Raw genomic sequence first — 17,990 nt, 5'->3', positions numbered from 1 at the left:
CATACCGTCAGCTAGACCTCGACCTTGTACGAGAGGGTGAGCTCGTCGGCGGGCACCCCGCGGATCCCCCAGTTCGTCTTGGGCATCTCGATGATCGTGATCTCCACATCCTCGGGCTCGTAGCCGGATCTGTCGTAGATCTCCCTGATCAGCGCCCGCTTGGCGTCGTCGCTGCGCCCGGTGAAGCAGATCACCTCGATGATGAGGTAATTGTCACTGCGCGCAGGGCAGACGAAGTCGTCCTCCTCCAGCAGCAGGAACCGGTGGAACCGCTTCTCCGGCGGTATGCCCCACGCGCTCACCAGGCATGACTGCACCAGATCGGAGATCTCCCGTTGCCGCCCGGCCCACACGTCCCGGCGCCCGTACACCTTCACTTGTGCCATATCGGCAATATAGAGGGCGTGATCCGCATACTCCTGGCCGACGACGAGGCCATGATCCGGGCCGGGGTCAAGGCGATCCTCGCCTCCGACCCGTCGCTGGAGGTGGTGGCCGAGGCCGGTGACGGCAGGCAGGCCGTCGACCTGGCCATCAGCCACCACCCCGACGTGGCGCTGCTCGACATCCGCATGCCCCGGCTCGACGGCCTGGGCGCGGCGAGCGAGATGCGCCGCGTCGCGCCGCGTACGGCCGTGGTGATGCTGACCACATTCGGGGAGGACGACTACATCGCCAAGGCGCTCGACATCGGGGCGAGCGGGTTCCTGCTCAAGTCGGGCGACCCACGCGAGCTGATCGCCGGGATCCACGCGGTGGCCGACGGGGCCGCGTACCTATCGCCCAGGGTCGCCCAACGGGTGATCGCGCACTTCGCCGGCGGAAAGATGACCAAGGGGGCGCAGGCCCGCGACCGCGTCGGCCCGCTCACCGACCGGGAGCGCGAGGTGCTCGCCCTGCTGGGCGCGGGCATGTCCAACGGCGAGATCGCCCGCGAGCTGCACATCGTCGAGGGCACGGTGAAGGCGTACGTGAGCGCCATCCTCACCAGACTCGGCGTGCGCAACCGCGTGCAGGCCGCGATCATCGCCCACGAGGCCGGGTTGGTAGCCTGACCCGTGATGTATCGCCTCGTGTTCACGCAGGTCTTGCGGCGTTTCGACGCCGAGGCCGTGCACCATCAGACCGTGAGCGCCCTCGCGCTCCTCGCGCGGCTGCCCGTGGTCAAGCGGCTGCTCTTCCGCGCGCTCGCGCCCCACGATCCGGCCCTGCGGGTGAGCGCGTTCGGCGTGCACTTCCCGGGCCCGCTGGGCCTGGCCGCCGGGTTCGACAAGGACGCCGCGTGCGCCGAGGGCGTCGCCGCGCTCGGCTTCGGCCACGTCGAGGTCGGCACGATCACCGCGCACGCCCAGCCGGGCAACCCGCGCCCGCGCCTGTTCAGGCTGGTGGGCGAGCGCGCGGTGATCAACCGGATGGGCTTCAACAACGCCGGGGCGGCCGCCGCCGCCCGCAGGCTGCGCCGCGCCCGCGGCGTCCCCGTCGTGGTCGGGGTGAACATCGGCAAGACCAAGGTGGTGCCCGAGTCGGAGGCCGTGGCCGACTACGTGGCCAGCGCCAGGGAGCTCGCGCCGCTGGCCGACTACCTCGTGGTCAACGTCAGCTCGCCCAACACGCCGGGGCTGCGCAACCTCCAGGCGGTCTCGCTGCTGCGGCCGCTGCTCACGGCGGTCAAGGAGGTCGCGGACGGCACGCCCCGCCGCACCCCGCTGCTGGTGAAGATCGCGCCCGACCTCGCGGACGAGGACGTGGACGCGGTCGCCGACCTGGCGTTGGAGCTGGGCCTGGACGGCATCATCGCCACCAACACCACGATCAGGCACGGCGGCGAGACGGGCGGGCTGTCGGGCCGCCCGCTCAAGGGCCGCTCGCTGGAGGTGCTCAGGCGCCTGCGCGCCAGGGTCGGCGACCGGCTCACGCTGGTGTCGGTCGGCGGGGTGGAGGACGTGGACGACGTCTGGGAGCGGCTGCTCGCCGGGGCGACCCTGGTCCAGGGCTATACGGGCTGGGTCTACGGCGGCCCGTTCTGGGCCTCGCGCATCCACCGGCAGCTCTCCAGGCGCGTACGCCGCCACGGCCTCAAGTCCGTCACGGAGGCCATCGGCCGTACCGCCTGAATCCCTTATCGTGGGGCGAATGATCGAAGAGGTACCTCTAGCGGACGGCATCGTCCTGCGACCGGCCGCCGAACAGGACGCCGAGGCCCTGGTACGCGCCTACGACCGCAACCGCGACCACCTGAAGCGGTGGGAGCCCCGCAGGCCCGACGAGTTCTTCACCCTGGAGGGTCAGGCCAAGCGGCTCAAGGGCCTGCTCGAAGATCAGGCGCAGGGCCGGGCGATGGCGTGGATGCTCGCGGACGGTGACGAGATCGTGGGCCGCGCGACGCTCAGCGGCATCGTCCGCGGCCCCTGGCTGAGCGCCGACCTCGGCTACTGGGTGGACGGCGGCTACGTCGGGCGCGGCCTGGCCACCGGCGCGGTGCGTGAGGTGTGCCGGATGGCCGACGAGGAGCTGCGCCTGCACCGGATCGCGGCCAGCACCCTGCTCGACAACGCGGCCTCGCAGAACGTGCTGGTCAAGACCGGGTTCGAGCCGTACGGCACCGCCGAGCGCTACCTCGAGATCGACGGCAGGTGGCAGGCCTGCCGCCTCTTCCAGCGCATCCTCAACGACCGCCCGGCCTTCTGAGTCACACGCTGGGGCGGGTCGACTCCGCGTCGTGCGTCATGCCGTCGATGTGGGCCATCACCTCGGAGACGCGCACCACGCCCGGCCGGTGCGGGCGCCGCCGCTGCCACGGGTGCGGCCCCGCCGGCGGGCGGTACTCCACCCCGAGCGCGTCCAGCCGCCCCAGGTGCTCCTCCAGCCGGCCCTCGAAGCCGTCGGCGGGGCCCGCCCACCCGACCTCGGCCAGCGCGCACGCCCGCGGCCACAGGCGGTAGTCGACCGTGCGGGCGTCGGGCACGCGCTCGGTCCAGAGCTGCGCCTGGACGCCCAGGACCCGGGCGCGCTCCTCCTCCGTCCAGGAGGCCGGGGCGGGGTCGAAGGCGGCCACGTCCGAGACGGTGACGGCGTCGCCGATGGCCATGGGCTCGTCCGCCGAAGCCGCCTCCGCGTAGTCGAAGTACAGCGGGAACACCGGGGTCGCCACCACGTCGTGCCCGGCAGCCGCGGCCCGGCGGCCCACCCCCATGCCCCGCCACGGCATCACCACGGTGTCCTCCCGCAGCCCGCCGCTGACGAACGCCTCGTCCCACACCACGGCCCGCGTGCCCCGCTCGGCCAGCGCGTCCGCGAGCCGCCGCAGGAACCACGCCTGCAGGTCGTTGGATGTGGCCAGCCCCAGCGAGTCGCGGTACGCGGTGATCTCCGCGGACTCGCCCCAATGGTCCAGCACGACCTCGTCGCCGCCGATGTGCACGTAGGGCGTCTCGCCCAGCGCCCCGATCAGCTCGTCGAAGATCGTGGTCAGGAACTCGACGGTCGGCGGCAGCGGCGACAGGATCGCCGAGGAGATGCCCCACCGGTCGAGCACGTCGTACCGCTCCCCGGTGGCTCCGAGCGCCGGGTAGGCCGCCAGGATCGCCGACGCGTGTCCGGGCACGTCGATCTCGGGGACGACCGTGACGCACCGGGCGCGGGCGTAGGCGCCGATCTCGGCCAGGTCGTCGAGCGTGTAGTAGCCCCCGTGCGGCAGGTCGTCGTACGCGTCCGGCTCCCGCCAGTGGTTGGTCGCCGTGCGCGGCCGGTGCGAGGAGACCTCGTGCAGGAGGGGGTACGCCCGGCTCTCCACCCGCCACCCCTGGTCGTCCACCAGGTGCAGGTGGAGCCGGTTGAGCTTGTGCGTCGCCATCAGGTCGAGCAGGCGGAAGATCTCCCGCTTGGGGAAGAAGTGCCGCGCCACGTCCAGGTGCAGCCCGCGCCAGGCGAAGCGCGGCGCGTCCTCGATCCGCACCCCTGGAACGGGCCACGAGGCCCCGGTGGAGAACCGGTAGGAGGCGGCGGGCAGCAACTGGTGCAGCGACTGCGCCGCGTAGAAGGCCCCGGCCGGCCCGCCGGCCACGATCTCCACGCCCCGCGAACCCGCCGTCAGCCGGTACGCCTCCTCGCCGAGCGCCGGATCCCGCCGGACGTCGATCTCACCCGCGTCGCCGGGCCGCAGGTCGAGCAGCGGGAGCGCGCGGCGTACGGCGTCCACCAGGTCGCCGGACACGATCGCGCCCGAGGTCAGCTCGAAGGAACCGGAAAGATCGCTGCGCAGCTCTGGGCGAGGAATCATGTTTCGAGATAGTGCTGCAATCCGTTCGCCAGCGCCAGCGCGATCCTCTGCCGGAAGGCGGGATCCTGGAACTTGGCCGCCTCGGCGGCGTTGCGCATGTTGCCGCACTCGATGAAGATCTTCGGCACGGTCGACAGGTTGAGGCCGCCGAGGTCGTTGCGGTAGTCGAGCGCGTCGCGGCCGACGTAGTTGGAGTACGGCAGGCCCGTGCCCTTGGCGAACGCGTCGCGCACGTCGATGCCGAGCCTGCTCGACGCGCCCACGACCTTGTCCACGGGGCCCTTGATCTTCTTCGGCATGATGATGTGGAAGCCGTGGTTGGCGGGGGCCGAACCGTCGCCGTGGATGGAGATCGCGGCGTCGGCGTGCGCCTTGTTGCCGATCGCGGCCCGCTGGGTGATGCACGGCCCCACGCCGTTGTTGTTCGTCCTGGTCAGCTTGACCGTGGCCCCGCGGGCTTCGAGGATCTTGACGAGCCGCTTGGAGACGTCGAAGGAGAAGGCGGCCTCGCTGTAGCCGCTGTTGGTCTGGGTGCCCGTCGTGTCGCAGGGCTTCCACTTGGTCAGCACGTTGACCTGGCGGTTGACGGCCGCGGGGTTGCGGTAGTTGCCGCCGTTGTGGCCCGGGTCGATCACGACGACCTTGCCCTCGAGCGGCTTGGCGTCGGGCGGGGACTGCTTGGCGGGAGATTGCTGCGCGGAGGTCGCGGAAGCCTGCTCCGTCGCTGTCGCGGGAGCGGCCTGACCTGCCGCGGCGTCACCGGTGCCGGTGCCGCCACACGCGGAGGCGATCAGGCCGCAAACGGCGAGAACTGAGGCTGGCAGAGCACGCATGGCTTCCAACTTACGGCACGCCCGGAGCTCAAGCCCGTCTTATGGCAACTACGGCGGGTGGAGGGGAATCGTACGCACTGGCAGGGCCCTAGGCCCTCACCAGACGCGCTCGCCGATCTCCTGGCGCTCCAGCAGCGCGGCCAGCTCCCGCGCGTCCTCGGCGTCGAGCCCGAGGACGACGCGGGGCCGGCCCCACGGGTGGTCGAGGGAGTGGGCGACGTAGCTGGCGACCGACTCAGCGGCGCCGTCGACGCCCCGCCCCCTCCCGGCCCGCCAGTGGCCCCAGGCGCGCTCGAGCTCGGCCGCCGCGCGCTGGGCGCAAGACACTAGTTCCGGATCACGCATGACTGTTCCCCCGGATCAGATCATGACCGGATCGGATCCGGTCACAAATAGCATGACCCTGCCGAGTAAACAGCCGCGCGGCCACGTCTCCGCGCGGCTTGACCCAGCCTTGGGGCTTTGCGAACAAGAAACCTGCTCCAGCAGACCGCCGCCCTACTTTCGTCTGCGCGATCCTCGCCACAGCGGCGGCCGGCTTTGCAGATTTCTTGTTCGTTTCAGACGGGACCCGTGCTGCGCCGCACGATCAGTTCGGGGCGGATCTCACGCAGGCGCGAGCCCTTGGCGGGATCCCCGATCCGGTCGCTCAGCAGCGCCGCCGCCGACCTTCCCATGGTGCGGCGGGGCTGGTCGACCGAGGTGAGCGAGATGTGGTGGGAGGCCGACAGGTGCGTGTTGTCGTAGCCGACCACCGAGAGGTCTTGCGGGACTCGCAGGCCCAGGTCGCTGGCGGCCGAGAGCACGCCGAGCGCGACCACGTCATTGGCGGCGAAGATCGCCGTGGGCCTGGGGTCGCGGGTGAGCAGCGCCGTTGCCGCCTCCCTGCCACCCTCCTCGGTCGAGTCCGCGGCCTCGACCATGATGTACGGCGCCAGCGAGTGCCTGCGCATGGCCACGAGGTAACCCTCGCAGCGCGAGGAGCGCCGGCCCTCGATGTGCGCGATGCGCTTGTGGCCCAGCTCGACCAGGTGGTCGATGGCCAGGCGGGCGCCGAGCTGGTCGTCGTCGACCACGATGTCGACTCCGTCGAGCTCGATGTCACGTTCCCCTACGACGACGGTCGGGGTGTAGGCGGTGGCCTCGATCAGCGTCTCGCTGGTCGGCGCGATGCCCAGGAGGACCAGCCCGTCCACCCTGAGCTCGAGGAAGGCCTCGACGGCCTCGTCCTCGAACGCCGGGTCCCACTGGCTGTTCCCTATGAGCATGCGCAGGCCGTCGCCGTGCAGGCTCTCCTGCAGACCGTCGAGGAACTCCGCGTAGAACGGATTGTGCAGGTCGGCGACGAGCGCGCCCACCAGATGCGTACGGCCTTCGACCAGGCTCCGCGCGACCGCGTTCGGCCGGTAGCCGAGTTCGCGGGCGGCCTGCAGCACGGCCTGGCGCCGGTGCTCGCTCACGTGCGGGGATCCGCGTAGCACGAGAGAGACCAGCGATTTCGAGACGCCGGCTCGTTCGGCGACGTTGCGGATGGTCGGTCTGGGCCGAGGCAGCGTGTCTACCTCTCTGAGCTCGGTAATGGTTGAAGTGTTGACGGGCGGTCCTGACATGTGTCTCCCCCGCGATGCGGATATGGGCACCTGTCTGACCAAACGATCGAGTTCGCGGCAGGGTACGGCCTTCTCACCGTTTGACTCAGGGAATCATCGCGAGTTGCCCCGGGGAACCGGCCGCACGGCGTCGGCTACTGTGCAGGTGTGACACCCGGGAAGTCAGCCGAGACGGCACGGCCGGCGCGGCGCAGGCTCAGTGTCGACCGGCGTCGCGAGGAGCTGATGGCGGCCGCGCTCGAGCTGTTCAGCACCCGTGACGCGGAAGACGTCTCGATCGACGACGTGGCCTCGGCGGCGGGCGCTTCGCGGGCCCTGGTCTACCACTACTTCGGCGGTAAGCAGGAGCTCTATGTGGCCGCGCTGAAGAGCGCGGCGGAGCAGCTGGAGTCCCGGCTTCGCCCTCATGAGGGCGGCAGGCCGCTCGAAGAGCTGGCCTCCGGGCTCAGGCGCTACTTCGACTTCGTCGAGGAGCACGCGGCCGGGTTCGCCGCGTTGCTGCGCGGAGGCCCCGCCAACAGGGCGGGGGAGGTCGGCGAGATCGTCGACGGCGTGCGCCGGCGGCTCTTCCACCTCATCCTGAAGCAGATGCGGGTCGAAGAGGCCGGCCCGGTGCTGCGCACGACCCTGCGATCGTGGATCGCCTCGGTGGAGACGGCCGGCCTCGACTGGCTCGAGCACCGTGACATAGAGCGACCGGCGCTGGAAAAGATGCTCGTCGATCACATGGTCGCGCTGCTCGGCGTGGCCGCCACCTACGAGAGCGACGTGGCCACGCTGTTGGAACGACTCAAGTAGAGGTGCTCATTCGCCTCGCTGCGTGAGGCGGCTCGGTCGCTCAGATCCGTCGCGCCGGAAGGATGGCGCCGGGCGGGCGGCGCCAACTCTCCCATGCGACGTCTTTTCGTCACAACGGTGGACCAGGCCGTCGGCCTGGCTCACCCTCAACCCCCCTGAGGATTCGTGACGACCCTCACTTACTCCGAGCGCTGCTGCGGAATCCCCGCGAGCAGTGCCCGGACCTCGGTCTCCCGGTAACGCCGATGACCGCCGAGGGTGCGAATCGACGTCAACTTACCCGCCTTGGCCCACCGCGTAACGGTCTTGGGGTCGACCCTGAACATGGTCGCGACCTCAGCGGGCGTGAGCAGTGGCTCGGCCTCGGGTGTACGAGCTGACATTTGTGCGGCCTCTCCTCCGTGTGGACCGGCTTAGCGATCCTGTGACTGCCTTTGCGCGTGTCACGGATGTCCCCCTATGGCACAGAGCGTGCGGCTTTTCTGAGCCATATGCGGCATCACCCGATGTGACCATACCGCCACGCAGAGCGATTGGCGAGCCCTTCTTTGACCCAACTGCCCGCCCCCGCAGCGATGTCACGCTCGGTGATTCTAGCGACACGGTTCGTGGTATCGCAGTGAAAACGGCAAACTACTCAGTTCGCAGAAGAGAGCAGCCGTGAGACGTGACCTACTCATGCAGGTCAGACGGTCGTATTGAGCCTCAGTTGGCAGATTCCAGCTGTTGCATTGACTTCCACCGGAGGATCACCCTCTGGTACATGGCGTAGGCAAGTTCTTCTTGACCCGTGTCCAGGCCCGTCAGAGCGGCCGACAGCTCCGCGACCGACTGGTCGGCCTGCAGCGCGTCGTCGTCCATGAGGTGGACGAGGCCGCCGTAGTCGAGCTCGACCAGCGAGTGCGGGTGGAACTCCTCCAGCCACCTGGCGACGTCCTCCACGTCGAAGTTGGCCGCCGCGTCGCCCAGGTGCCTGCGCAGCACGTTGAGCGCCCTGGCGGCCCGCCTCCTGGCCTGTGCCATGGAGGTGACGTAGATGAGGTTGCGTCCGGTAGCGGTCGTCACGTCCTGTCCCGGGTTGGCGGAGCCGAGCACCAGCCAGCGCTCGTTCCCATCAAACGGCACGAACCACGATGGCGGCACATGCCACGCCGTGGTGCGAATGTGCGTACGCAACGCGGACGAACCGGCCTGCCGCTTGTACCGGTCGAAGTCGTCCGCCACCTGGTCGGCGATCGCCTTGGGCACCAGGCGGTCCATCAGCTTCACAGGAGTGGCGCCACGCAGCCTTGAGAACGCCAGCCACGAGCGCAAACGCGTTTGCCAGGGACAGACATAGAGACGGTCCTCAACACGCCGCAGATAGGCGTTGGGGCTCTCCTGGGCGGGAACGGGTTGAGGGGGCATACCGAGAAGGCGCATGACCGACTCGCCGTGCTCCGCATTGAGCGCGTTCGCGCGGCGCGGGCGGTCCCGTGAGTCGGCGTAGTCGGCCCACACCTTGCGCTCGGGTTCGGCGAACGCGGTCAGTGGCTCATAGACGCGGAGGTAGGCGGCATAGGGCAGCACGGAGGCATCGTGTCATGAAGCGAACCTGCGTGCACCGTTGTGGCTTACTACGCTGTGAGGTGATCTCCGTCGCAAAGGTGCGGCGGACCGGACAGGGAGTCACTACCGTGACCGACGTCTTCGGTTCGTCCCAAAAGGACGTCCACGAGCAGGTCGTGTTCTGCGCCGACGAGCAGAGCGGCCTGCGTGCCATCATCGCCATCCACAACACGGCCCTGGGCCCGGGGCTGGGAGGCACCCGCTTCTATCCGTACGAGAGCGAGAGCGCGGCCCTGGCCGACGTGCTCAACCTCGCCAAGGGCATGTCCTACAAGAACGCGCTGGCCGGACTCGACCTGGGCGGCGGCAAGGCCGTCATCATCGGCGACCCGGCCCACGACAAGAACGAGGCGCTGCTGCGCGCGTACGGGAGGTTCGTCCAGTCGCTCGGCGGGCGCTACATCACGGCCTGCGACGTGGGCACCTACAGCGAGGACATGGACGTCATCGCCCGCGAGTCACGCTTCGTGACCGGCCGCTCGCCGGCCTACGGCGGGGCGGGGGATTCGTCCATCCTCACGGCGTTCGGTGTGTTCCAGGGCATGCGGGCCTCGGCCGAGCGCGTGTACGGCACCCCGTCGCTGCACGGCAGGCGCGTCGGCGTCGAAGGGGTCGGCAAGGTGGGCCACCGCCTGGTCGAGCTCCTGCGCGAGGACGGCGCCGAGGTCGTGATCTGCGACGTAGCCCCCAAGGCCGTCGAGCGGGTGCGCCTGCGCCACCCGGAGGTCGACGTGGTGGCCGACGCGGCCGAGCTGACCGGATCCGACATCGACGTGTTCGCGCCGTGCGCGCTGGGCGGCGCCCTCGACGACGCGACGGTCGCCAGGCTCCGCGCGAAGATCGTCTGCGGCGGGGCCAACAACCAGCTCGCCCACCCCGGGGTCGAGAAGCAACTCGCCGAGCGCGGCATCCTCTACGCACCCGACTATGTCGTCAATTCGGGAGGCGTGATCCAGGTCGCGGACGAGATCGAAGGCTTCGACATGGAACGAGCCAGATCGAAGGCCACCCAGATCTACGACACGACCCTGAAGATCTTCCAAATCGCTGCCGATGAGGGCGTTCCTCCCGCTGTCGCAGCGGATAGGCTAGCCGAGCGCAGAATGTCGGAAGTCGGGCGGATTAGGGGCATTTGGCTGGGGCGCTGACGCCCCACGCCCATACGACGTACCGAGCTGGGCACAAAACAGGTACGGTAATAGGCGAACGATAGGCTGACGCCCAAAGAGAAGCGGCGTCAGTGTGTGGTGCGTTAGCGACGAGGGGTCGGGGACGACCCCACACGAGGGGGTCGAGCCAATGGGGCGCGGCCGAGCAAAGGCCAAGCAGGTCAAGGTTGCTCGCCAGCTGAAGTACAACAGCGGTGGCACGGATCTTGATCGTCTTCGCGATGAACTCGGGGTCGGAGACTCCAGCAGCAATGACGACGCCGACGACCTCAACGATGAGCTGGCGGATCGCTATGCCGATTACGCCGATGACTATGGCGCCGGAGACGACGAAGACGACCGCCCTTCTGGCCGTCGGTAGCCGTTCCTGGTTGACGTGACGGAGGTCGGCGTCCGCGCTGGATTCTCCTTCACGCTCGTCGGGCCCCACGGGCAACCGTGGGGCTTTCGTCACGTGGTCGTCCTTTCCAGGAAGTCCGCGATGACCGGCGCGATCTCCGGCAGCTTCTCCTCCAGCGCGAAGTGCCCGGTGTCGAACACGTGCACCTCCGCCTCGGGCACGTCCCGCCGGTACGCGTGGGCGCCCGCCTCCAGGAAGATCGCGTCTCCCCGCCCCCAGAGCACCAGGGTGGGCGGGCGGTGCAGGCGCAGCCATGCCTGCCAGGCCGGGTAGCGCGCGAGGTTGCCGGCGTAGTCGCGGGCGAGGGCCAGCTGCGCCTCCTTGCGTCCCGGCAGATCCAGGAAGTGCTGGTCGAGCGTCCATCCGTCGGGCGCCACGAGCGCCGGGTCCGCCGCGCCGCCCTCGTACTGGCCGCGGGTGAACGGCAGCGTGAACAGCTCGCCGGACGGCGCCTTGACGGCCTGGCGCGCCACCTCGGACAGCCCTTCGTCGTACGCGTTGGCGTTCTGCACGATGAGCCCCGCGATCCACTCGGGATGCCGCTCGGCCACCCGGAACCCGACGGGCCCGCCGAAGTCGAACGCGTACAGCACGAACGGCCCGAGCCCGATCGCCCGTACGAACCCCTCGACGACGTCGGCCAGCCGGTCGAAGGAGTACTCGAACCCGTCGGGAGCCCGCGTGTGCCCGAATCCGGGATAGTCGGGCGCGATCACCCGATAGCGGGTGCCCAGGACGTCCATGAGCCGCCGGTACTGGTGCGAGGCGGACGGGAAGCCGTGGAGCAACAGCAGCGGGACGCCGCCCTCCGGCCCCGCCTCCCGGTAGAACACCTCGACTCCCTCGACGTCCACGAACCCGTGCCTGACGTATGGAACCTGCATCTCACATGCCTCTTTCTCCTGAAGACGCATTAGTTATAGACCGAAAGGACCTAATGGGTCAACTCGTAGATGTACCATTAGCGGCATGGAGTTGCTGACGGGTGAGCCCCTGGCCCTGGACCTGGTCAACACGCGGTCCCGCGACCACGACGCCCTGGCCGAGGCCGCCGACTTCGACGAGTGGCTGGCCAGGCAGTCCGACCGCCTCACCCTGCCCGAGGGGCCCTTCCCGGCCGACGACCTGGCCGCCGTCCGCCGGCTGCGCGGTCATGTGGAGGCGGCCCTGGAGGCCGCCCGTCAGGCCGTGCCCGCGCCGCCCGAGTCGATCGCGGCGATCAACGAGGCCCTGCGGCTCTCCCCGCCGTACCCTCGGCTGGAGGCCCGGGGAGTCGTCTTCGCGAGCGTCGCGCGGCGGGACGGCACGGGCGTCAGCCGCCTGCTCACGCAGCTCGCCGAGGCGGCCGTGGAGCTGCTGACGGACCCCAACGTGGGCAAGGTCCGCTCCTGCGAGGCCCCCGACTGCCGGATGCTCTTCCTGCCGGCCCACCCCCGCCGCCGCTGGTGCTCACCGACGCTCTGCGGCAACCGGATCCGGGTCGCCCGCTACTACCAGCGGCACAAGCCGGATCAATCCCAGACGTAGAGCGCGGCGCCCAGGAGCACGACGGTGAGCGCGCAGGCCCAGCCGCGCACGGTGTTGAAGCGGGTCCAGCGGGGCAGATAGTCCGCCCAGTCGGCCTCGCCCGCGTCGATCGCGTTGTTCAGCGGGATGTTGACCACTCTCGTCACCATGATCGAGCCGGCGAAGGCGACGATGGCGCCCGCGACGGCCAGCAGGCCCGGCAGGCTGCCCGGCCCGGCCACGAACAGCAGGATCCCGGCGATCAGCGCGACGAACGGCGCCAGCGTGAACGTGGACAGGAACGCCGGATTGAGGATCTTCTGGTTGATGCTCCGCATGACGGCTGCCGCCTGCTCCTTGCCGACGGCGTCGAGACCCGGCATCACCGACGTCGAGAACGCGAAGTAGACCCCTGCCATGAGGCCGTTGAGCACGAGCGCGAGGATCACCGCGACGGCCGCGAGTACGTCCATGCGGCAATGATCCCGCGCTGATGGGATCTTTTCCACAGGCTTGTCGCCCGCGGTTGCTAGCCTGCCGGGCATGCTGGAGATCGGTGAGGTCGTGGCCATGCCGCTGCCGCTCGGCGGTTTCGGCGCCTGCCAGGTGACGGCGGCGGGCGGCGAGCTGACGGTGTGCCTGTTCGACTGGCACTCCGACGCGGTGCCCACGCTCGACGACCTGCGCGGGGCCCGCCCGCTGATCATCGACCACCACAGCTGGGAGGGCGTGCCCCAGATCCTGTCCGTCGACGCCTCCGCGCCGCTGCCCGCCGGTTTCGTCCGGCTCGGGGCGATGCCGGTGGACGCCGCCATGCCGCGCTCGACCAGCGCGTACGGCGGATGGCCCGCCCTGGGCGTGCAGGTCGTCCTCCAGCGGCACTGGGACCTGCGGGTGCCCGACGAGGTGAAGGCCGCCTACAAGGGCGCCGCTCCCGGGCAGATCGAGGCCGACTTCGGCGGTCTGCGGATCCGCAGGCCCGCCATGGTGTCCGGGCTCGACCTGCGGGAGCTCCACGGCGAGGTGCGCTGGGCCGGGCTGGACGCGCTGCCCCGGGTGACCTCGCTGACCTGGGCCGGCCCCGACCGCGGCCTGGCCGCCGCACTCTCGTCCCGGCCGATCATCACCAGCCTGCACTGGACCGATCCGCCCGGCGAGGTCGATCTGGGCGGCACGCATCTCAACGATCTGACGTTCGCCGGAGCCTCGCCGCGCCGGCTCGTCCTGCCGCCCACCCTGACCCGCCTGCGCCTGGACGCTGCGCCGCCCGAGCTCGTCACGGCGGCCGCCGCGGGGCGGTGGATCCGCCTGACGACCCGCTCCGGCGTCCCCGCCGGGCTGAGCGGCATGCGCGAGGTGGCGATGGAGGTGGCGGGCGACCTGCGGCTCGCCGAGTTGGACGGGCTCCCCGAGCTGGAGTCGCTGCGGATCCAGTGGCTGCGCTCCTACGGCGGGCTCGTCGGCGCGGCCGCGTTCCCCAAGCTGCACACGCTGGAGCTGGTCGACGCGTACGGCGTCGACGCGTCGATGCTGCCCCCGCCCGGCGGCGCCCTGCGGCACCTCAGCGTCGCCTCGCTCAGGAGCAGCCAGAGCGGGCCGATCAAGCAGCGCTACCGGGGCTCGGAGGTTCACGTCCGGCTGCGCGGCGCCAAGTCGGACAAGTGGCTGGCCGCCAACATCGACAACCCGCTGCGCAACTGGGTGGACGACGACCGGCGGGCCGGGGCGGCGGCGTGCCGGGCTTACACGACGGCCTCCGAGGCCATCGGGCGGCTGAGCGCCGACGACCCGGGCGGAGTGGCCGACGCCAGGCAGACGCTGCGGGAGTTCGTGGAGAGGCTCAACGACCTCGACGGACGGCACGGCATGATCGACACGCTGCGGCGGGAGGAGGCGGGCGACGCCTTCATGGCGCTGGCGGCTCGGGCGGGCGTGCCCTCGGGCGAGGCCGGGTCATGGTTCGACGAGTGGCGCGACTTCTGAGGCCAGCGTCTGGCCCGCCTCGACCGCCTCACGCAGGCTCCTGGCCAGCGTGTCCGCCTGCCCGGTCAGGTCGCGCAGGCCCTCGGCGTCGCCGGTCTGCGCCAGCAGGTCCCGATACCTGTCGTTGCTGTGCTGCAACTCCTGGGCGCGCAGGGCCGAGTCGGCCGCCTTGACGAGGCCGGCGTACACCTCCAGCTCCCACACCCGCTCGGTGACCGCCGCCACGGAGCGCCGCAGGGCCTCCTGCTGGGGTTCGAGCACGGCGGCCAGCTCGGGCGTCATCAGCTCGGCCCGCGCCTCGGCCTGCTCGGCCCGCAGCTCCGTCTGCGTGCGCAGGAGGCGGGCGACGTGCCACAGCCGCTCGGGGAGCACGATGTCGTTGGCGACGGTGTCGAGGAGCCCCAGGCGGTTCACCCGGGAGTCGGTCACCTCCAGGATCGCCTGCCTGGCCCGGGCCAGCAGGGTGAGGGCCTGGGAGTCCAGCTCGGCGGGGTGGACGTGATGCTCGCCGCCCCTGCGCTCCGGCTCGGGCAGGGAGAGGCCGAGATAGAGCACGGCGACGAGGAAGACCATCAGGCCCGCCATCCCCGCCGACTCGTGGTCGGTCCTGAGGGCCGCGACGCCGAACAGCGCGCCGCTCAGCCCCGTGACCCCCGCGGCGACGGCGAGCAGGCGTCTCGTCCACGGCGGCGGCGCGGGCTCGCGGTGCCCGAGCAACCGCGTCCGGACACCGAAGATCCGCCGCCGCTCCCGCCGGGAGGCGGCGGGGTCCACGATCGGTTCGTCCATGCGCAACGCCTCCCCCACTAGGCTGCTCTTCGAGCACACCGCGTGCGGCCCCGCCGGATCCACCAGCCCCGTGTGCGGATGTGGTGCAGATGTCGTGCAGCTACGCTTTCAGCCGTGTCCCGACTTCCTGAGCTGTACGTCGCCGTGGACGTGGAGGCCGACGGGCCGATCCCGGGCCCCTACAGCATGATCTCCCTGGGGATGGCCGTGGCCGGACGGCCCCACCTGACCTTCTACACGGAGCTGCGGCCGATCTCCGACGACTTCGTGCCCGAGGCGCTGGCCGTCTCGGGCCTGGACCGCGACCGGCTGCTGCGGGAGGCGCCAGCGCCGGAGGTGGCCATGGCGGCGGCCGCCCGCTGGGTCGACAACCTGCGGAAGGTCGGCCGCCCGGTGTTCCTCGCCGCGCCCGCGGTGTGGGACGGGATGTTCGTGCACTGGTATTTCGTGCGGTTCACCGGCAAGAGCCCGTTCGGGGCGACCGGCTCGGGCGTCGACCTGCGCAGCTACTGGATGGGACAGACCGGCTGCGAGTGGTCCCAGACGGGCAAGAGGACCATGAAGCGACGGCTGGGGCTCGAAGGGCTGCCGCACACGCATCACGCCGGGGAGGACGCGGCGGAGCTGGCGCGGATGTTCGAGGCGGTCATTCTCACGAGATCTTCAGAATCCGCACAGGAAGCTCTGAGGGAGCCTGGAGAGCGTTGAGGGGATCGGAGATTCCCCCTCGCTCGTATCGGACGGTGGTCCCGCATGACCTCGACCTCGGTGAAGCCCGCTGCCCTCTCGACGGGGCGCGCGGTGGTGCGTCTCGGCCTCCTGGGGCTGGTCGCGATCGGCATCATGGGCGCCGCTCTGGAGCTCGCCTTCGAACGCCACTGGCAGAGCCCGGTGCAGCTGATCCCGTGGGTGGCCCTGGCGCTGCTGGGGTCCGCGCTGGTGCTGCTGGCCCTGCGCGACACTCCCCGGGCGGTCACCGTGGTACGGGTGACCGCGCTCGTCGTGCTGCTCGCCTCCGCGTACGGCGTCTTCATGCACGTGTCCGTCAACCACGGCGCGGGCGCGGCCGATCCCACGTGGGACACCCTCTCCCCGCTCACCCAGTGGTGGTACGCGCTCACCAAGTCGGTCGGCCAGGCGCCGCCGCTCGCGCCCGGCATGCTCGCCCAGAGCGCGCTGTTGCTCTCGCTGGCCACGCTGACGTCCAAGACCGATCGTCCGTGAACGGCGACTGAACGCCCCCAGATCGGAACCTTTCCCGCATCTTTCGCGTCACACCCACACAAAGCGCGTGTGACTTGTAAAGCTGGTGAGGTTCGAGTGGCGTTAGGTCGTACATTCATAGCGGCGGTCGCGGTGGCGGCCACCGTGTTCAGCGCTGACGGGGCCGCGGCGAAGACGGAGCCCGCGCCCAAGGCTGAGCCCCGGCCGGCCGTCCCGGCGGTGGCCGTGTCCACGCCCGCCGCCGCGGTCGCGGCGGAGCCCGAGTGCGTCCGGATCAAGGGCGCGGAGGCCTGCGTGGGGCCGGACGGGAGCGACCGTCCGGGCATCACGATCGAGGACACGGCGAACGAGGAGCTCCACGCCACCGTGGAGTACTACCTCAACGGTTACCTGGGCACCAAGTACGCCATCCACAACCTGGGGCGTAAGGGCGAGGTCCGGGGCAACCGAGAGATCGGGAAGATCGTGACGTTCCGGGCGGCGGTTTACGAGGGCAACCACCGGGTGCGGGCCGGACGGTGGAAGACCGTCCGCAATATCACGAAATATCCGATCAAGCGGGAAACGCGGGTCACGCCGGCCGGCGCCCGGTCCCGCTCCAAGGCGTGCACCTCCACGAAGGGCGCCTCCCTCCTGTGCTTCAACGAGCGCAACACCGTCGTCTTCGCCTGTGACACGAGCGCCGACCAGTACCAGGCCCGCGCCGAATACTTCATCGCCGGGGACCCGACCGCGCGTTTCGAGATCCACCAGCTGGCCGGGGTGAACACCTGCGGCAAGGCCGAGCACGGCGACCTCGCCGTCAGCATGTACCGCGCCTCGCTGTTCAACCACAACCGGCGGGTCGCCACCAGGCTGTACAAGTACAACTAGGCGAAGGGCCTGATGATCTCCCGTACGGCCTCGGCGGACTCCCGGGGGTTGTCGTCGTGGGCGAGGCTGCTCAGCAGCTCGCGCAGATGGAACACCCGCATGCGGTCCCGCCAGCCGTCGGCCAGGTGCGCCGCGTCCGCGTACACCTCGAAGAAGCGGTCCGAGGCGGCCGGGCGTGGCGAGCACCAGAGCATGCTGAGGTCGGCCTCGGCCCAGCTGTAGGAGACGGCCGGGTCGATCAGCGCCGGGTCGCCCGCCCGGCCGGACAGGATGTTCTCGCGCCACAGGTCGCCGTGCGTCAGCACCGGCGGCCGCGGCGGGAGCAGGTCGGGCAGGGCCGCGCACAGGCGTTCGAGCGCCCGCCGCTCCTCGCGGCCGAACGCCGCCTCCACCAGCGGCTCCGGCAGCCAGCGCAGGATCCTGCGCTCGGCGAAGAACGCGTGGCCGTCGGAGTCCCAGGTGTTGTCCTGGCGCAGCCGCCCCAGCCAGCCGTCCCGGTGCCAGCCGAACCTGTCGGCCGCGGTCGTGGTGTGGAGGCCGGCGACGGTGCGGCCCAGGCCCTCCCAGAAGCCCTCGTCGTCGTCGCGGCGTGGTGGCAGGGGTTCGAGCACGAGCAGGTCGGGGGTGGCCGCCAGCACCTCGGGCGTGGTGACGCCGCCCAGCTCGCGCAGCGCCCGCAGCCCCTCGGCCTCCACCTCGAACAGGCCCGGCACCGGGGTGCGCAGGGTCTTCGCGAACACCCGCGAGCCGTCGCGCAGGGCCGCCAGGCCGGCCAGCGCCACCACTCCCCCGCCGGCCGCCTCCGCGGACACGGCATCGAACCCGGCCTGTCGCAGCCGTGCGAGCAGGAGTTTCACGATCGGCCCCCATGAAAGTTTCAACGGTGTTTGACGGGCGCGGCGACGCACCTCATGATCA

The 17,990-nt window shown here is 70.5% G+C and carries 22 protein-coding genes; 11 read left to right on the top strand and 11 right to left on the bottom strand.

Annotated elements, in window-relative coordinates; translation table 11 throughout:
• Window positions 1–11 precede the first annotated feature (11 nt).
• On the bottom strand, window positions 12–386 hold the full coding sequence (locus tag ACFKCF_RS42890) for a tautomerase family protein (RefSeq protein ID WP_394501097.1): 375 nt from the start codon (window positions 384–386) through the stop codon (window positions 12–14).
• An 18-nt stretch (window positions 387–404) separates the two neighbouring features.
• On the opposite strand from ACFKCF_RS42890, the gene ACFKCF_RS42885 reads away from it, so the two are divergent.
• Genes ACFKCF_RS42885 through ACFKCF_RS42875 form a run of 3 tightly spaced genes read left to right on the top strand, consistent with a single transcriptional unit; the run spans window position 405 to window position 2,688 of the window.
• A complete protein-coding gene (locus tag ACFKCF_RS42885; RefSeq protein ID WP_394501096.1) occupies window positions 405–1,055 on the top strand; it encodes a response regulator in 651 nt (216 codons plus the stop codon).
• Window positions 1,056–1,061: 6 nt separating this feature from the next.
• Window positions 1,062–2,114, top strand: coding sequence for a quinone-dependent dihydroorotate dehydrogenase (locus ACFKCF_RS42880; RefSeq protein WP_394501094.1), 1,053 nt, complete (start codon window positions 1,062–1,064; stop codon window positions 2,112–2,114).
• A gap of 19 nt (window positions 2,115–2,133) precedes the next feature.
• On the top strand, window positions 2,134–2,688 hold the full coding sequence (locus ACFKCF_RS42875) for a GNAT family N-acetyltransferase (RefSeq protein ID WP_394501092.1): 555 nt from the start codon (window positions 2,134–2,136) through the stop codon (window positions 2,686–2,688).
• A gap of 1 nt (window position 2,689) precedes the next feature.
• Here the strand turns inward: ACFKCF_RS42875 and ACFKCF_RS42870 are convergent, their stop codons facing one another.
• The 4 genes from ACFKCF_RS42870 to ACFKCF_RS42855 all read right to left on the bottom strand — a co-directional run bounded on the left by ACFKCF_RS42870 (window position 2,690) and on the right by ACFKCF_RS42855 (window position 6,722).
• On the bottom strand, window positions 2,690–4,279 hold the full coding sequence (locus ACFKCF_RS42870) for a beta-N-acetylhexosaminidase (RefSeq protein WP_394501091.1): 1,590 nt from the start codon (window positions 4,277–4,279) through the stop codon (window positions 2,690–2,692).
• Window positions 4,276–5,112 carry an N-acetylmuramoyl-L-alanine amidase gene (locus ACFKCF_RS42865; protein WP_394501090.1) on the bottom strand — a complete coding sequence of 279 codons (837 nt, stop codon included), beginning with the start codon at window positions 5,110–5,112 and terminating at the stop codon, window positions 4,276–4,278. The genes ACFKCF_RS42870 and ACFKCF_RS42865 overlap by 4 nt, the downstream gene beginning before the upstream one ends.
• A 96-nt stretch (window positions 5,113–5,208) precedes the next feature.
• Window positions 5,209–5,457 carry a hypothetical protein gene (locus ACFKCF_RS42860; RefSeq protein ID WP_185069048.1) on the bottom strand — a complete coding sequence of 83 codons (249 nt, stop codon included), beginning with the start codon at window positions 5,455–5,457 and terminating at the stop codon, window positions 5,209–5,211.
• A 215-nt stretch (window positions 5,458–5,672) separates the two neighbouring features.
• The gene (locus ACFKCF_RS42855) at window positions 5,673–6,722 is read right to left on the bottom strand and encodes a LacI family DNA-binding transcriptional regulator (protein ID WP_394501089.1); all 1,050 of its coding nucleotides are present in this window, start codon (window positions 6,720–6,722) and stop codon (window positions 5,673–5,675) included.
• Window positions 6,723–6,869: 147 nt separating this feature from the next.
• Here ACFKCF_RS42855 and ACFKCF_RS42850 point away from each other — a divergent pair, with 147 nt between their 5' ends.
• Window positions 6,870–7,520 (top strand): TetR/AcrR family transcriptional regulator, encoded by a 651-nt coding sequence (locus ACFKCF_RS42850; RefSeq protein ID WP_394501088.1) that lies wholly within the window; start codon window positions 6,870–6,872, stop codon window positions 7,518–7,520.
• 179 nt (window positions 7,521–7,699) lie between these two features.
• On the opposite strand, the gene bldC is transcribed toward ACFKCF_RS42850, so the two are convergent.
• Both bldC and ACFKCF_RS42840 read right to left on the bottom strand, forming a co-directional pair.
• Window positions 7,700–7,903, bottom strand: coding sequence for a developmental transcriptional regulator BldC (gene bldC, locus ACFKCF_RS42845; RefSeq protein ID WP_013133571.1), 204 nt, complete (start codon window positions 7,901–7,903; stop codon window positions 7,700–7,702).
• A gap of 322 nt (window positions 7,904–8,225) precedes the next feature.
• Window positions 8,226–9,089, bottom strand: coding sequence for a hypothetical protein (locus ACFKCF_RS42840; RefSeq protein WP_394501087.1), 864 nt, complete (start codon window positions 9,087–9,089; stop codon window positions 8,226–8,228).
• Window positions 9,090–9,196: 107 nt separating this feature from the next.
• Here ACFKCF_RS42840 and ACFKCF_RS42835 point away from each other — a divergent pair, with 107 nt between their 5' ends.
• Together ACFKCF_RS42835 and ACFKCF_RS42830 are read left to right on the top strand one after the other, a co-directional pair.
• Window positions 9,197–10,276 carry a Glu/Leu/Phe/Val dehydrogenase gene (locus ACFKCF_RS42835; protein WP_394501086.1) on the top strand — a complete coding sequence of 360 codons (1,080 nt, stop codon included), beginning with the start codon at window positions 9,197–9,199 and terminating at the stop codon, window positions 10,274–10,276.
• A 151-nt stretch (window positions 10,277–10,427) separates the two neighbouring features.
• Window positions 10,428–10,658 carry a DUF3073 domain-containing protein gene (locus ACFKCF_RS42830; RefSeq protein ID WP_394501085.1) on the top strand — a complete coding sequence of 77 codons (231 nt, stop codon included), beginning with the start codon at window positions 10,428–10,430 and terminating at the stop codon, window positions 10,656–10,658.
• 89 nt (window positions 10,659–10,747) lie between these two features.
• On the opposite strand, the gene ACFKCF_RS42825 is transcribed toward ACFKCF_RS42830, so the two are convergent.
• Window positions 10,748–11,581 carry an alpha/beta fold hydrolase gene (locus ACFKCF_RS42825; RefSeq protein WP_394501084.1) on the bottom strand — a complete coding sequence of 278 codons (834 nt, stop codon included), beginning with the start codon at window positions 11,579–11,581 and terminating at the stop codon, window positions 10,748–10,750.
• 85 nt (window positions 11,582–11,666) lie between these two features.
• Between ACFKCF_RS42825 and ACFKCF_RS42820 the strand changes: the two genes are divergently transcribed.
• Window positions 11,667–12,224, top strand: coding sequence for a CGNR zinc finger domain-containing protein (locus ACFKCF_RS42820; protein ID WP_394501083.1), 558 nt, complete (start codon window positions 11,667–11,669; stop codon window positions 12,222–12,224).
• On the opposite strand, the gene ACFKCF_RS42815 is transcribed toward ACFKCF_RS42820, so the two are convergent.
• Entirely contained in the window at window positions 12,209–12,676 is a 468-nt protein-coding gene (locus ACFKCF_RS42815) for a DUF1772 domain-containing protein (RefSeq protein WP_394501082.1), read from the bottom strand. The genes ACFKCF_RS42820 and ACFKCF_RS42815 overlap by 16 nt on opposite strands.
• 70 nt (window positions 12,677–12,746) lie before the next feature.
• Between ACFKCF_RS42815 and ACFKCF_RS42810 the strand changes: the two genes are divergently transcribed.
• A complete protein-coding gene (locus ACFKCF_RS42810) occupies window positions 12,747–14,186 on the top strand; it encodes a hypothetical protein (protein WP_394501081.1) in 1,440 nt (479 codons plus the stop codon).
• Here ACFKCF_RS42810 and ACFKCF_RS42805 read toward each other — a convergent pair.
• Window positions 14,157–14,975: a hypothetical protein gene (locus ACFKCF_RS42805; RefSeq protein WP_394501080.1), complete on the bottom strand. Its 819-nt coding sequence runs from the start codon at window positions 14,973–14,975 to the stop codon at window positions 14,157–14,159. The two genes, ACFKCF_RS42810 and ACFKCF_RS42805, sit on opposite strands and share 30 nt — an antisense overlap.
• A 114-nt stretch (window positions 14,976–15,089) precedes the next feature.
• Between ACFKCF_RS42805 and ACFKCF_RS42800 the strand changes: the two genes are divergently transcribed.
• The 3 genes from ACFKCF_RS42800 (at window position 15,090) to ACFKCF_RS42790 (ending at window position 17,072) form a co-directional block, all read left to right on the top strand.
• Complete coding sequence (locus ACFKCF_RS42800; protein ID WP_394501079.1) at window positions 15,090–15,683, top strand: exonuclease; 594 nt, start codon at window positions 15,090–15,092, stop codon at window positions 15,681–15,683.
• Window positions 15,684–15,728: 45 nt separating this feature from the next.
• On the top strand, window positions 15,729–16,199 hold the full coding sequence (locus tag ACFKCF_RS42795; RefSeq protein ID WP_394501078.1) for a hypothetical protein: 471 nt from the start codon (window positions 15,729–15,731) through the stop codon (window positions 16,197–16,199).
• A 144-nt stretch (window positions 16,200–16,343) separates the two neighbouring features.
• On the top strand, window positions 16,344–17,072 hold the full coding sequence (locus ACFKCF_RS42790; RefSeq protein WP_394501077.1) for a hypothetical protein: 729 nt from the start codon (window positions 16,344–16,346) through the stop codon (window positions 17,070–17,072).
• Here the strand turns inward: ACFKCF_RS42790 and ACFKCF_RS42785 are convergent.
• Complete coding sequence (locus tag ACFKCF_RS42785) at window positions 17,069–17,929, bottom strand: fructosamine kinase family protein (protein WP_394501076.1); 861 nt, start codon at window positions 17,927–17,929, stop codon at window positions 17,069–17,071. The genes ACFKCF_RS42790 and ACFKCF_RS42785 overlap by 4 nt on opposite strands.
• Window positions 17,930–17,990 lie beyond the last annotated feature (61 nt).

The sequence above is a fragment of the Nonomuraea sp. JJY05 genome, assembly GCF_043496855.1.
Lineage (GTDB): Bacteria > Actinomycetota > Actinomycetes > Streptosporangiales > Streptosporangiaceae > Nonomuraea.
The sequence above is the reverse complement of the archived record's forward strand: the minus strand, read 5'-3'. Positions and strand labels throughout refer to the sequence as shown.